Source organism: Massilia sp. FBCC-B171 (genome assembly GCF_059134155.1).
On sequence record NZ_CP101443.1, the window covers coordinates 776,793 to 788,846 of the forward strand.

At 65.1% G+C, this 12,054-nt stretch carries 13 protein-coding genes; 4 read left to right on the plus strand and 9 right to left on the minus strand.

Annotation, left to right across the window (positions count from 1 at the left end):
* Positions 1-26: 26 nt before the first annotated feature.
* A complete protein-coding gene (locus NMB41_RS03645; RefSeq protein ID WP_494381124.1) occupies positions 27-950 on the minus strand; it encodes a peptidylprolyl isomerase in 924 nt (307 codons plus the stop codon).
* 162 nt (positions 951-1,112) lie between these two features.
* Between NMB41_RS03645 and NMB41_RS03650 the strand changes: the two genes are divergently transcribed.
* Entirely contained in the window at positions 1,113-1,757 is a 645-nt protein-coding gene (locus NMB41_RS03650; RefSeq protein ID WP_494381125.1) for a VTT domain-containing protein, read from the plus strand.
* A gap of 131 nt (positions 1,758-1,888) precedes the next feature.
* Positions 1,889-3,040: a carbonic anhydrase gene (locus NMB41_RS03655; protein ID WP_494381126.1), complete on the plus strand. Its 1,152-nt coding sequence runs from the start codon at positions 1,889-1,891 to the stop codon at positions 3,038-3,040.
* Between the two features lie 120 nt (positions 3,041-3,160).
* Here NMB41_RS03655 and NMB41_RS03660 read toward each other — a convergent pair whose 3' ends face one another.
* Positions 3,161-3,964 (minus strand): aldose epimerase family protein, encoded by an 804-nt coding sequence (locus NMB41_RS03660; RefSeq protein WP_494381127.1) that lies wholly within the window; start codon positions 3,962-3,964, stop codon positions 3,161-3,163.
* Positions 3,965-4,042: 78 nt separating this feature from the next.
* Complete coding sequence (locus NMB41_RS03665; protein WP_494381128.1) at positions 4,043-4,441, minus strand: PPC domain-containing DNA-binding protein; 399 nt, start codon at positions 4,439-4,441, stop codon at positions 4,043-4,045.
* A gap of 105 nt (positions 4,442-4,546) precedes the next feature.
* Here NMB41_RS03665 and NMB41_RS03670 point away from each other — a divergent pair, with 105 nt between their 5' ends.
* Entirely contained in the window at positions 4,547-4,906 is a 360-nt protein-coding gene (locus tag NMB41_RS03670) for a hypothetical protein (protein WP_494381129.1), read from the plus strand.
* Positions 4,907-4,917: 11 nt separating this feature from the next.
* Here NMB41_RS03670 and NMB41_RS03675 read toward each other — a convergent pair whose 3' ends face one another.
* From NMB41_RS03675 to tsaE, 3 genes are read right to left on the minus strand one after another with little or no spacing between them, the layout of a single operon-like run.
* A complete protein-coding gene (locus NMB41_RS03675) occupies positions 4,918-5,649 on the minus strand; it encodes an aspartate/glutamate racemase family protein (protein ID WP_494381130.1) in 732 nt (243 codons plus the stop codon).
* A 58-nt stretch (positions 5,650-5,707) separates the two neighbouring features.
* Positions 5,708-7,105, minus strand: a complete 1,398-nt coding sequence (locus NMB41_RS03680; protein ID WP_494381131.1) for an N-acetylmuramoyl-L-alanine amidase — start codon at positions 7,103-7,105, stop codon at positions 5,708-5,710.
* Positions 7,072-7,554 carry a tRNA (adenosine(37)-N6)-threonylcarbamoyltransferase complex ATPase subunit type 1 TsaE gene (gene tsaE, locus NMB41_RS03685; RefSeq protein WP_494381132.1) on the minus strand — a complete coding sequence of 161 codons (483 nt, stop codon included), beginning with the start codon at positions 7,552-7,554 and terminating at the stop codon, positions 7,072-7,074. The genes NMB41_RS03680 and tsaE overlap by 34 nt, the downstream gene beginning before the upstream one ends.
* A 58-nt stretch (positions 7,555-7,612) precedes the next feature.
* On the opposite strand from tsaE, the gene queG reads away from it, so the two are divergent.
* Positions 7,613-8,695 carry a tRNA epoxyqueuosine(34) reductase QueG gene (gene queG, locus NMB41_RS03690; protein WP_494381133.1) on the plus strand — a complete coding sequence of 361 codons (1,083 nt, stop codon included), beginning with the start codon at positions 7,613-7,615 and terminating at the stop codon, positions 8,693-8,695.
* Here the strand turns inward: queG and NMB41_RS03695 are convergent.
* The 3 genes from NMB41_RS03695 to NMB41_RS03705 form a co-directional block, all read right to left on the minus strand.
* Positions 8,690-9,070, minus strand: a complete 381-nt coding sequence (locus NMB41_RS03695) for a DUF3052 family protein (RefSeq protein WP_494381134.1) — start codon at positions 9,068-9,070, stop codon at positions 8,690-8,692. The two genes, queG and NMB41_RS03695, sit on opposite strands and share 6 nt — an antisense overlap.
* A 302-nt stretch (positions 9,071-9,372) precedes the next feature.
* Positions 9,373-9,954: a response regulator transcription factor gene (locus NMB41_RS03700; protein WP_494381135.1), complete on the minus strand. Its 582-nt coding sequence runs from the start codon at positions 9,952-9,954 to the stop codon at positions 9,373-9,375.
* A 19-nt stretch (positions 9,955-9,973) separates the two neighbouring features.
* Positions 9,974-11,965 carry a sensor histidine kinase gene (locus tag NMB41_RS03705; RefSeq protein WP_494381136.1) on the minus strand — a complete coding sequence of 664 codons (1,992 nt, stop codon included), beginning with the start codon at positions 11,963-11,965 and terminating at the stop codon, positions 9,974-9,976.
* Positions 11,966-12,054: the final 89 nt, after the last annotated feature.

Below are 12,054 nucleotides of genomic sequence, written 5' to 3' on the forward strand. Positions count from 1 at the left end.
GTGGCCCCCGGCTTATCGCCGTCCCTTTATTTAGCCTCGCGCACCGGAATCGGCGCCGCGCACAGGTCGACATGACCGGCCGCGACCTTGGTCCACGGTCCGCCGCGGTTGCGCGTCGCCTCGACCACCTTCTGGTAGGTGGCGCTCTCGGTACGCATCACCTCGAATTTGCTACGCTCAGCCTCGGGCAGGTCGGCCGCCACGCGCAAGGTCTTGATCGGCACCTGCATCTCCGGCTTGTCGAAGAAGCCCATCGGCGCCGGGCCGCGCGTCACGGTCGACAGCAGCGGCATGCCGGACACGACGCGTCCGACCACGGTGATGTTGCGGTCCAGCTGGCGCGGCGCCTGGCCGGTGACGACGTACAGGGCCGTGCCGCCGCCGCTGTCGGCATCGGCGTCACGCCCCACGCCCACCATCGCGTAGCAGTGCGCGAGCCAGGTCTCCCCGGCTTTCGGGTCGCGTCCCACCGGGAAGCCGTTCGAATGGCCGACCTGGGGCGCGTAGCCGTCCACATCCTTCAGGCGCGTAAATTGGCGATCATTCTTTAGCGGCACCGTGAACTCGCCTTTCAGCTTGTCCTTCGCCTTTTTCACCGGGCGCGGATTCTTTTCGTCCGGGTCGCCCCACTGGACGACGAAATTGTCTTGCGAGCGCAGGATGACGAGGCCATCAAAATAGTTCTCGCGTGCCAGCGCCTTGATGTTGACGGCGTGGTTCGGGGCAAAGGTGGGCGCCAGTTCGATCACGACGCGTCCGGCCGGCAAGTCCATGTACAGCGTGTTCTCGGGATCGAGGGCGCGCCAGTCGGCTGCGGTCGATTCCTTGACGATGTCGCCGACGCTCGGTTTCGGCGCCAATTCTTTCTTGGGCGCTGCTGCCTGCGCGGCGCTGCCTGCCAGCATGGCCAACGCCACGCCCACCTGTACTGCGATCCGGACTGCCTTCATCTCCCGCTCCGACTTGTAGTTTATGTTGAGTAATTGTAATCGCGAATTTCACCCTGTCTGCAAAACTTAACACTTCCTTAAAAACTGGTGCAGCCGGGAATGCCGCGCAGGTCTGGCGTGGCTGACTGGTGGTATGATTCGACGTTACCGTTTAGGAAAATTATGGATCTGATGCAATTTTTCGACATGATTCTTCATGTCGATAAGACGCTGGGTGTGCTGCTCGCCGAGTACGGCATCTATGTCTACATTGTCCTGTTTGCGATCGTGTTCTGCGAAACGGGTCTCGTGGTCCTCTTTTTCTTCCCGGGCGACACCTTGCTGTTCATCGCCGGCGCCTTCTGCGCCACCGGCCAGATGAGCTATCCCTTGCTGATGGCGCTGCTCATCATTGCGGCGATTACCGGCAACACCCTGAATTACTATATTGGCGAAGCCGTCGGCCAGCGCATGTTCACGCATAACTACCGCTGGATCAACAAGGACGCGCTGCACCGCACCCACGATTTCTTCGAAAAGCACGGCGGCAAGACCATCATCCTGGCGCGTTTCGTGCCGGTGGTGCGCACCTTCGCCCCGTTCGTCGCCGGCGTGTCGGACATGACCCACTGGCGCTTCCAGCTCTATAACGTGACCGGCGCCGTGCTGTGGGTGGCCAGCCTGGTGACGGCCGGTTACTTCTTCGGCAATATCCCGGTGGTGCGCAACCACCTGACCGAAATCGTCCTCGTCGGCGTCAGCGCGGCGCTGGTGCCGCTCGCCCTGGGCGGCCTGTACAAGTTTGGACGCAAGGTGCTGAGCCGCTAATAGCTTGGAAACAAGCTTCTTGCCCGAATGACCAGCGCGCCGGATTTAATCCGGCGCGTTTGCGTTTACCTGCTCAAGTTTCCGTAGAGAAGCGTCGTTAAGACAGGGTGAGCTACCATTTCCCCACCCCCATGCGTAACCTGATCGCCCTGATTGCCTCCAGCTTCTTCATGCTCGGCGCAAGCGCCGCCGACGCGCCCGCTGCCGCAAAGCCGGCCACGGAAGCCGACAAGAAAGCGGCCGATGCCGCGAAACTGGCGGCTGCGCTGTCGAAACCGGCCAAGGCCGTCGAGAAGCCGGCCGCGCCCGAGAAGGCTGACAAGGCGCCTGCACCGGCGGCCGCCAAGCCCCTGGTCGACAAGCCGGTCATCGACAAATCGCTCGTCGAAAAGCCGCCCAAGGCGAGTGCCGCCACGGCCGACAAGGTCGCCGCCGCCGTCTCGGCGCCGGACGACGACGACCAGGTCGACCTGTCGGTCAAGATCGCCGAGCGCCTGGCCGAGATGCGCGCCAAGCAGGCCGCGCGCGTGGCCGCCGCGGCCAAGGCGAAGAAGCTAGCCGACGCCCGGCGCAAGAAAGAAGCGGCGATCGCCGCCGCGCCGAAGATCAGCACCCATTGGGATTACGACGGTGAATTCGGCCCGGAAAACTGGGGCAAGATCAACCCGGCCTGGGCCCAGTGCGGCAAGGGCAGCCGCCAGTCGCCGATCGACATCCGCGACGGCATGAAGGTCAATCTCGACGAGATCGATTTCGACTACCGTCCCTCAACCTTTACCGAGATCGACAACGGCCACACGGTGCAGGTGAATGTCGCCGGCGGCAACTACATCAACGTCGGCCCGGAGCGCTTCGAGCTGGTCCAGTTCCACTTCCACCGTCCTTCGGAAGAGCGCATCAACGGCAAGGGCACCGAGATGGTGATCCACCTTGTGCACCGCGGCGCGAAGGGCAAGCTGGCGGTGGTGGCGGTGCTGCTCGAACGCGGCAAGGGCAACGACGCGATCCAGACCATCTGGAACAACATCCCGCTCGAAAAGGGCCAGCTCGGCTCGCCCGGCCTGGAACTCGACGCGCTCGAACTGCTGCCGAACCGGCGCGAGTATTACACCTACATGGGCTCGCTGACCGAGCCGCCCTGCACCGAAAACGTCTTGTGGATGGTGATGAAGCAGCCGATGACGGCATCTCCCGCGCAGATGGCCCTGTTCTCGCGCCTGTATCCGCTCAATGCGCGCCCGCTGCAGGAGAGCGGTGGGCGGATGGTCAAGGAATCGAATTAAAACAAAAGCCGGCGATGCCGGCTTTTTTTTGGTGCGGGATTGACTTTCTGCTCTTGCTTCTGGGACGTAGGGTGGGCGGGGAACCCGCCCACCCTACGTCCCTGCGCTACACGCTAACGTTCAGCTGACGTGATACTCCCCGCGCCAGCTTTGGCCCGGTTGCAGCGCCGGCCCGTTCAACAAGGCCGGCTCGATGCACACGAAGCGCCGATACTCTTCATCGGCCATGTCCGCCAGCGCCGCCGCATCCTCCGCCCCCGGATTCCACACGACCGCGTCAGGGAAGCCTTGCTGGCGCAGCGTCAGCACGACACCGCCGTCGACCAGTCCGAGGCGCGGCTCGGCAGCTTCATACACGCGGTCGAATTTATCGGTGATCGCCAGCTCCTCGCGTTCCACACCGAGGATGCGCACGTTCGCCACATCGTCGACCAGGAAATAGGTATGCAGCGCCGCCGCGAAGGGGAAGGGCGCCGCGCCGGTATTGATCACTTCAAAGTCCATGGCCAGCTCGTTGGCGCGAATCGCAACGCGCAGCGCCAGTTCGAAACCATGCGGCCAGGCTTGCGCGTGTTGCTGCGCCAGGTCCGGCGGCGCCAGCGCCAGCACGGCAAAGGCCCAGCCGTCTTCGATGCCAGTGTGAGCCACGCGCCAGTTGCTTACGCGCGCAAAACCATGGCGCATGCCGTCGCCGCGTTCGGCGAACTGGGGAAAGATCACCGGCACGCCGCCGCGGATCGCCTTGCTGCCGTCGAGCGCCGACTTGGCGCTGCAGAACAGCCGCTCGCGCCCGTCCGCGCCGCGCCAGGAGATCAGGTGCGCGCCGTAGAGCGTGATGCTCGCCTGCGCCCCATCGGGGGCGGTGAGCAGCAGGGAAGGCAGCTGGCCGAAAGTGGTCGAAATGGCGGCATCAAGGTGGTTCATGTCGAGAACGGTGCGAATGGGGACCGGCTAGTATGCCACGCCGCCAGATGCCGGCAATGTGCCATGGGCGCGAACGCGTCAGGCCAGCGGGCGAATCACCAGTTCGTCCCAGCCCGATGCCGGATCCGGCGCGCGGCTGAAGGCGTGCTCCGGCAGCAGCGCCACCAGGATCTCCGCCGTCGTACGCACGATGCAGCCCGGCGCGACATGCCCGCCAAGGACGCGGCCGTCGGCGTCCGACACGGAGATGTGGAGGTGCACCCCATCAGGCGACAGGGAGCCTGCCAGCGTCAGGATTTCGAGGTCGCCGTGCAGCTGCGTCGCTTCGTCCCTGCCCGCGAAGCGGATACTGGCCGTGCTCAGGCTGCCGACTCCCTGCAATACAAAGGCGGCGCTGAGCTGGTGCTCGGCCAGGAGCGAAGCGAGGGCATGGCGCAGGTCTTGTTGCGGGCAAAGGCGGATGGGAAGAGTGCGCATGGGACTATCGGAGGCAAATCATGGTTGTGTATTATGCACCGCTACGTACGGGCGCATCGCCAGATTGCGCGCCGATCTGCTTCAACTACAGGGACTCAGGACAGTATGGGCTTGTTCAAGGATGCGTCGGATATTCAGGGCTGGGTCAATCGCGCTCCATTGGCGATCGCGCTGGCGCTCCTGCTCCTTGGCGGCCTCACGTACCAGTTTTACTGGAAAAACGACCCCTACCGTGATGGTGCCGAGCGCTTCCTTCGCCACGACGCCGCGATCGCGCGCACTGCCGGTGAAGTACGCCGGGTCAATCTCAAAGCGGTCGTCGGCGGTGCATGCAAGCCACGGTGCGACACCTACATCTTCAGCGTGGTCGGTACCCGTGCAATCGTGCGCGTGGCGGTCGAATCATGGCAAGCAGCCGACGGACAACCCGGCTTTCGGATACAGGCGGCCGGAAGAGAGAAATGATTTGGCGTGTTTCAGCCTGATGGCCGAAGCGCCCGCGCGACCGCCGCTTCGGCATGCAAACCGGTCGTGTCGTACAAGGGCACAGGACTGTCCTCGGGCGAGACCAGCAGCATGATCTCGGTGCAGCCGAGGATGATCGCTTCCGCGCCACGCGCAACGAGGCGGTCGATCACCTGGCGATAAGCCTGGCGCGAGGCGTCCAGGATGCGTCCCTGCACCAGTTCCTCATAGATGATGCGGTGGACCGTCGCGCGGTCGGACGATTCGGGCACCAGCACCTCGAGCCCGTGCCTGTCGGCCAGGCGCCCCTTGTAGAAATCCTGCTCCATGGTGAAGGCGGTGCCCAGCAGGCCTACCCGGCGCAGCCCGGCGGCCTTGATGCGCGCGGCGGTCGGGTCGGCGATGTGCAGCAGATCCAGCGTGGTAGCCGCCTGCACCTGGGGCGCGGCGATGTGCATGGTGTTGGTGGCGATGACGAGGAAGTCGGCGCCGGCGCGTTCCAGGCGTTGCGCGGCATCGACCATCAAGGCGGCCGCCTCGTCCCAGCGATCGGTGCGCTGCAAGACCTCGATGTCGGCAAAGTCGAAAGACCACATCAGGCAGCGCGCGGAGTGCAAACCGCCGAGCTGCGCACGCACGCCTTCATTGATCAGCCGATAATATTCGGCCGAGCTTTTCCAGCTCATGCCGCCGATCAGGCCGATCACTTGCTGCGACGTGGGGGACGCATCGAATTGCGACATACCGGCTCCTTCATCCTTGATGAGTGCTCGCCAGTATAGTCGTGAATTCGCCGGCGCCTCAGGTCGTGCGGCTCTTCGCCATCGGCGGATTGGCCGCGAAATAGCGCTTGATGCCCTTGGTGATGGCGCCCGCCAGCTGCTCCTGGTAGTCGTCGTCCTTGAGTTTCGCTTCCTCTTCAGGATTCGAAATGAAGGCCGTCTCGACCAGGATCGACGGGATGTCCGGAGCTTTCAGCACCGCGAAGCCCGCCTGTTCCACGGCCGCCTTGTGCAGGCGGTTGATGCCGCCGATTTCGCCCAGCACCGCCTTGCCGAGCTTGAGGCTGTCGTTGATCTGGGCCGTCGTCGACAGATCGAACAGGACGCTGGCCAGCTGCCGGTCGTGCTTGGCGAGGTTCACGCCGCCGATCATGTCGGCCTTGTTCTGGTCGGTCGCCAGCCAGCGCGCCGCGGTCGAGCTGGCGCCTTTTTCGCTGAGCACAAACACCGAGGAGCCGCGTGCGCGCGCTTCGATGAAGGCGTCGGCGTGGATCGAGACGAACAGGTCGGCCTGCACCTTTCTCGCCTTTTCGACGCGCGTGCCGAGCGGGACGAAATAGTCGCCGTCGCGGGTGAGCATGACGCGTGTGTTCGGCAGCGCTTCGAGGCGTGCCTTGAGTTTTTTCGCCACCGCCAGCACGATGTCCTTTTCGCGCGTGCCGCTCGGGCCGATGGCGCCCGGGTCTTCGCCGCCGTGGCCCGGGTCGAGCGCGATCGTCACCATGCGCGCCACGCTGTTGACGGGCGGCTTGGGCAGCGGCTTGCCCGGAGACGGTGTCGGCTGGGTGGTGCGCGGGGCCGCGGCGCCGCTCATGGCGGCGATTTCCGCTTCCAGGCGCGCCACCGGATCGGGAACGACAGGCTGGGTCGAGGGCACCGGCACGGCCGGGACGGCGTTCGGCGTGCCGTCGCCGGGCGACCATTCGCCCTTTTCGATCAGGGCGGCGATCGGATCGGCTTCACGCACCGGATACAGGTCGAAGATCAGGCGGTGCTTGTATTCGGCCACGGGCGCGAGCGTAAACACCTGCGGCTTGACTTCTTCCTTCAGGTCGAACACCAGGCGCACCACGTTCGGGCGGTTCTGGCCGACGCGCACCTGCTTGATATACGGGTCGTTCGATTCGATCTTGGCGACCAGGCTTTTCAGCGTGTCGTTCAGGGCCAGGCCGTCGATGTCGACCACCAGCCGTGGCGGATCGGGCACCAGGAAATGCTCGGCCTTGAGGTTGGTGTCGTTTTCCAGCGTGACGCGCGTGTAGTCGTCTGCCGGCCAGACGCGCACGGCCAGGATCTGGGCGGCGCGCGCGGGCAGCGGGGCGACCACCGACAGCAACAGCGTGCCGCCGATTTTCAGGACGGTACGGCGGCGGGCGGGGGACGTCAACGGGCGGGAAAGGAGAGGCGGTCGAGGCATAGCAGGCCCTGTGGGGACAACGCCTGCAATTCTACAGTACGTCCGGCACCGCTGACTTCGAGCAGCACACGGACGTCGGGTGGGGGCAACACTGGTTCGCCCTTTTCCGGCCATTCGACGATGCAGATGTTGCGGCCATCAAAATCCTCGCGAAAACCGGCATCCAGGAATTCTTCCGGGCTGGCCATGCGGTACAGGTCGTAATGAATGATGTCGACGGGTTCGCCGCCAATCTGAACGCGGTAGGGTTCGGACAGGGTATAGGTCGGGCTTTTCACGGTGCCCTGGTAGCCGGTGGCGCGCAGCAGGGCGCGCGTGAGCGCGGTCTTGCCGGCGCCGAGGTCGCCGTGCAGGTAGATGACGAGGCCGGGCGCAACGGCGCGCGCGAGGGCGGCGCCGAGGGCCAATGTCGCCGATTCGTCGGGCAGGTAGGCTGTGAAGGGCTGCATCAATTAAAATGGTAGGTTGGGCGGCGCGCATCCGTGCCGCGATTTTTCCGTTGCCTGAATGTCCATCGACCTCCCCGACCCGCAGGAATTGACCCGCGCCATCAAGGCCTGGGGACGCGAACTCGGCTTTGCCGACGTGCGCATCGCCGACGTCGACCTCGCGCACGCCGAAGCAGGCCTGCGCGCCTGGCTGGCGGCGGGCCACCACGGCGAGATGGATTATATGGCAAGCCACGGCATGAAGCGCGCCCGGCCGGCCGAACTGGTGCCCGGCACGGTGCGTGCGATCGTGGCGCGCATGGATTATTTGCCCCTGCAAGAGGGCTGGCGCGAGCGCGAGCTGGCGCGCCAGCTCGAACCGGGCGCTGCTGTGGTCTCGATGTATGCGCGCGGCCGCGACTATCACAAGGTCTTGCGCAACCGCCTGGCCCAGCTGGCCGAGCGCGTGAAAGCCGAGATCGGCGAATACGGCTACCGGGTGTTTACTGATTCGGCGCCGGTGATGGAATTGCCGCTGGCGGAAAAGGCCGGCCTGGGCTGGCGCGGCAAGCACACGCTGCTGCTCTCGCGCGACGCCGGCTCCACCTTTTTCATCGGCGAGATCCTGGTCGACCTGCCCTTGCCTGTTGATTCTCCCACATCCAGCCACTGCGGCGCCTGCAGCAACTGCATCGACGTCTGCCCGACGCAAGCCATCCTCGGCCCCGGCCGGCTCGATGCGCGGCGCTGCATTTCCTACCTGACGATTGAACTCAAAGGCAGCATTCCGCTGGAGCTGCGGCCCCTGATCGGCAACCGCATCTACGGCTGCGACGATTGCCAGCTGGCCTGCCCCTGGAACAAGTTCGCCCAGCGCGCGACGGTGCCGGATTTCGAGGAGAGGAATGGCCTGGGCGCGTCGAGCATGGTCGAGGTGTTCGGCTGGGAAGAAGAAGAATTCAACCGCCGCATGGAAGGCAGTCCGATCCGGCGCATCGGCCACGAGCGCTGGCTGCGCAACCTGGCCGTGGGGATGGGGAATGCAGCGGAGGGACGCCGCGGCGATCCGCTTATCGTGGCGGCATTGACAGCGCGCGCAGAGCACCCGTCCGCGCTGGTGCGCGAACACGTGGCATGGGCACTCGAACGCCACCTGTCATAGCTCGATGCGTTTGGCGCGCATTGCCGACCAGTCACCGTCGATCGAGATCATCGCCACGGCTGTGATACCGTTTTCCTTCAGAAACTCGTTGATTGAGTCGCGATTGATATCAGTGGCTTTCGAGGCGGTCTGCTTCAGGTAGGCGATCCAGAGCGAGCCCTTGTCGCTGAGACGTTCCTTGGCCTGCGGCAGGAATTGCTCGAGGTCCTTGCGGTTCATGCAGAACATCATGATCACGTCGAAAGGGCCATCGCCTTCCTTGATCAGTTCTTGCGGAAACTGCGATACGGCCGTCGGGTGCACTGCGCCATTGATGATTTGCATCGCTTTCGCGTTGCGCAAAAACATCCTGTCTGCAACTGTCTTGTCGTTCATCTGCTTTCCCTAGAGAAGTTGACGCCTGCGGGGGCGCGGGTAGCGACGTATTCGATATGGATTTTACAAGCGAATGTGGAAAGGGAGTGCTCCCTTGCGGACGGGGTGGGGCTGTTGCCTGTGCCGTTTTCGTTACGCACGATCCGCGTGGGCACGGAGTGCCCACCCTACGGGCACCGCCATCGGCGAGATCATGCGAAAACCGGATACGTGGCGTGTCCCGTAGGGTGGGCACCCTGTGCCCACGCGGATCATGCGGACCATTAACGGTACAGGCAACAGCCCCACGAACGCACGAACGCCTACTTCAGCAAGCCCGCCAACTCCACCGCCGTCTTCACCTGCATCTTATCGAAGATATGCGCCCGGTGCACCTCGACGGTGCGCATGCTGATGCCCAATTCGTCGGCCACGACCTTGTTCATCTTGCCCGCCAAAATCAGGTCGAGCACTTCGCGTTCGCGCGCCGACAGCGTGGCCAGCCGGGCCTGCACCAATGCCGCGCTGGCGGCGGCGCGCGAGGCGGCCAGGGCCTCGTCGACGCGGTCCATCAGTTCGTTGTCGTTGAAGGGTTTTTCGAAGAAATCGAAGGCGCCGCGTTTGAGCGAGTCGACCGCCATCGGCACCTCGCCATGGCCGGTCAGGAAGATGACGGGCATGCGCGCCAGCCAGCCGCGCTGGATGAGCTGGTCGAAGACGGCGATGCCGTTCATGTCGGGCATGCGCACATCTAACAACACGCAGTCGCCTTCGAGATCGGGTTCGCCCACGCTGTCGAGGAAGGCCTGGCCGCCCGCATGGCCGCGCACCGCGAGGCCGCGCGACTGCGCCAGCCATGCGAGGGCGTCGCGGATCACGTCTTCGTCGTCGACGATATGCAGCATGGGGGTCTCCTGTTTGGCGTCATTGTAGCTCGGCGGGGGTGCTCGCGTCGGCCCGCGGCAGGCTGAAGGTGAAGACCGTGCCGCCATCCGGGTTCGGCGCATGGGTCAGGGTGCCGCCGTGGAATTCGATCGCGGTGCGGCAAATCGACAGGCCCATGCCCATGCCTTCGGCCTTGGTCGAGAAGAAGGGCGAGAACAGGCGTTCGGCCACTTCCGGCGCGATGCCGTGGCCGTGATCGAGCACCGAGACCGATACCTGCGCGGCGTCGGCGGCGGCCGTGATGTGCAGGATGCGCGCTTCGGGCGCGACCTGCGCCATCGCCTCGATGCCGTTGCGCGTCAGGTTCAGCAGCACCTGTTCCAGCATCACGCGGTCGGCCAGCACCGGCGGCAGCTGCGCCGGCAAGTTGATGTGCAGCGCCACATACGACTGGCGTGCCTGCAGCTCGATCAGCGCGCGCACGCCTTCGACCACGCTGTGGATGGCCACGGCTTCGCGCTGCGGCTCGCTCTTCTTGACGAACTTGTGCACGCTCTTGATGATCTGGCCAGCGCGCTGGGCCTGCTGGCGCGCCTGCTCCAGCGCGCGCCGCAGCAGGGCCGGTTCGATCGGCACGCCCTTGTCTGCGCGTTCGAGCACGTTCAGGGCGCCCGCCGTGTAGCTGGAAATGGCGGCCAGCGGCTGGTTCAGCTCGTGCGCCAGCATCGACGAAATCTCGCCCATGGTCGCCAGGCGCGCGCTGGTCTCGAGTTTTTCCTGCTGCTGGCGATTGAGTTCCTCGGCCTTCTTGCGGTCGGTGATGTCGAGGATGGAACTCATCCAGCCGGTCTGGTCGCCGCGGCTGTCGACCAGGGGTGCTTCGAACACCAGCACCGGCACCCGCACCCCGTCCGAGCGCTGGAACACGGTTTCGAACTGGGGCGTGATGGTACCGGCCAGCACGCCCGCGAAGCGTTCTTCGTACTCGCCGCGCACCTCCGGCGCCCAGTAGGGCATGGGCGGCTTCCTGCCCACCAGCTCCTCCGGCGGCAGCCCGACGATTTCGCAGAAGGCCTTGTTGACATAGGTGACGCGGCCCTCGAGGTCGCGCGCACGCAGGCCCGTGATCAGCGAATTTTCCATGGCCGTGCGAAACGCCATCTGCTGGCGCAGCGCGCTCTCGGCCGCCAGCGTGCGCGAGATGTGGCGCCACAGCGTGAGCAGGCTCCACAGCAGTCCCAGCGCCAGCGCGATTACCGAGCCGACCAGCAGGTTGGGCAGCAGGCGCGGCGCGTTCTTGACGCTGTCGGTGGCCAGCACGATCGAGGCACCGGGCAAGTCGAGCGGGCGGCGGTGGGTGTAGACGCCGCGTCCCGGGCCGCCATCGGCGCGCGCGGCAACGGGAAAATCGTTGCGGTCGAGCAGGGCCAATGCATTGTCCTGGGCGAACCACCAGGGCACGCTTTCGCTCAGCAGCACCTGCAGGCTGTAGGTGGCCACCAGGCTGCCGACATACACGCCGTTGCGGTACAGCGGCAAGTGGTAGTCGAGCAAGCCGGGCAGATGGGCGCTGGCGCCGTAGGGCTCGCTGTAGCGTCCGGCCTTGGTCAGGCGTGCCATCTCATGGGTTTCGCCGGCGGCGGGCCGGGCGACGGCCAGCTCGGTGCCATGGCGCGCCAGCACCTCGTCATTGGGGCCCAGCCACAGCACGCGGCGCAGTTCCGGGCCGTTCTTGAACATTTGCGCCAGGCGCGCCTGCAGGACGGCGGGCGCCGGCGGCTTGCCGACCAGGTCGATGCCGAGCGCGGCCAGCGCTTCCTCGCTGCGCGCCAGTTCGAAGCGCAGGGTCTGCTCGACCCACAGCGTGTCGGCAATCAATTGCTCCTGGCGCTCGGTGGTTTCCATCTGGCGCGCCTGCCAGGGCAGCCAGAACAGGACGGCGAGAAACAGCAGCACCAGCAAGACCGGCACCAGCCAACGCCAGGGGCGGGCCAGGTTGGCGCGGCGGCGTAGCGAGAACGGGTTTTTCATTGGGTGGTGGAAGGTTTTCTTGGGCGATGCTATTGTGGACTTCTATAGCGGCAATGCAACTGCCCACTTATTTCAATCTATTGACGACG

Excerpts from the sequence above, each read along its gene's own strand:
- tsaE (WP_494381132.1), bottom strand. The coding sequence starts at position 7,554 with ATGCAGCCCTTCACAGCCTACCTGCCCGACGAATCGGCGACATTGGCC.
- NMB41_RS03660 (WP_494381127.1), bottom strand. The coding sequence starts at position 3,964 with ATGAACCACCTTGATGCCGCCATTTCGACCACTTTCGGCCAGCTGCCT.
- NMB41_RS03650 (WP_494381125.1), top strand. The coding sequence starts at position 1,113 with ATGGATCTGATGCAATTTTTCGACATGATTCTTCATGTCGATAAGACG.
- NMB41_RS03645 (WP_494381124.1), bottom strand. The coding sequence starts at position 950 with ATGAAGGCAGTCCGGATCGCAGTACAGGTGGGCGTGGCGTTGGCCATG.
- queG (WP_494381133.1), top strand. The coding sequence starts at position 7,613 with ATGTCCATCGACCTCCCCGACCCGCAGGAATTGACCCGCGCCATCAAG.
- NMB41_RS03705 (WP_494381136.1), bottom strand. The coding sequence starts at position 11,965 with ATGAAAAACCCGTTCTCGCTACGCCGCCGCGCCAACCTGGCCCGCCCC.
- NMB41_RS03655 (WP_494381126.1), top strand. The coding sequence starts at position 1,889 with ATGCGTAACCTGATCGCCCTGATTGCCTCCAGCTTCTTCATGCTCGGC.
- NMB41_RS03680 (WP_494381131.1), bottom strand. The coding sequence starts at position 7,105 with ATGCCTCGACCGCCTCTCCTTTCCCGCCCGTTGACGTCCCCCGCCCGC.
- NMB41_RS03675 (WP_494381130.1), bottom strand. The coding sequence starts at position 5,649 with ATGTCGCAATTCGATGCGTCCCCCACGTCGCAGCAAGTGATCGGCCTG.
- NMB41_RS03700 (WP_494381135.1), bottom strand. The coding sequence starts at position 9,954 with ATGCTGCATATCGTCGACGACGAAGACGTGATCCGCGACGCCCTCGCA.
- NMB41_RS03695 (WP_494381134.1), bottom strand. The coding sequence starts at position 9,070 with ATGAACGACAAGACAGTTGCAGACAGGATGTTTTTGCGCAACGCGAAA.
- NMB41_RS03670 (WP_494381129.1), top strand. The coding sequence starts at position 4,547 with ATGGGCTTGTTCAAGGATGCGTCGGATATTCAGGGCTGGGTCAATCGC.
- NMB41_RS03665 (WP_494381128.1), bottom strand. The coding sequence starts at position 4,441 with ATGCGCACTCTTCCCATCCGCCTTTGCCCGCAACAAGACCTGCGCCAT.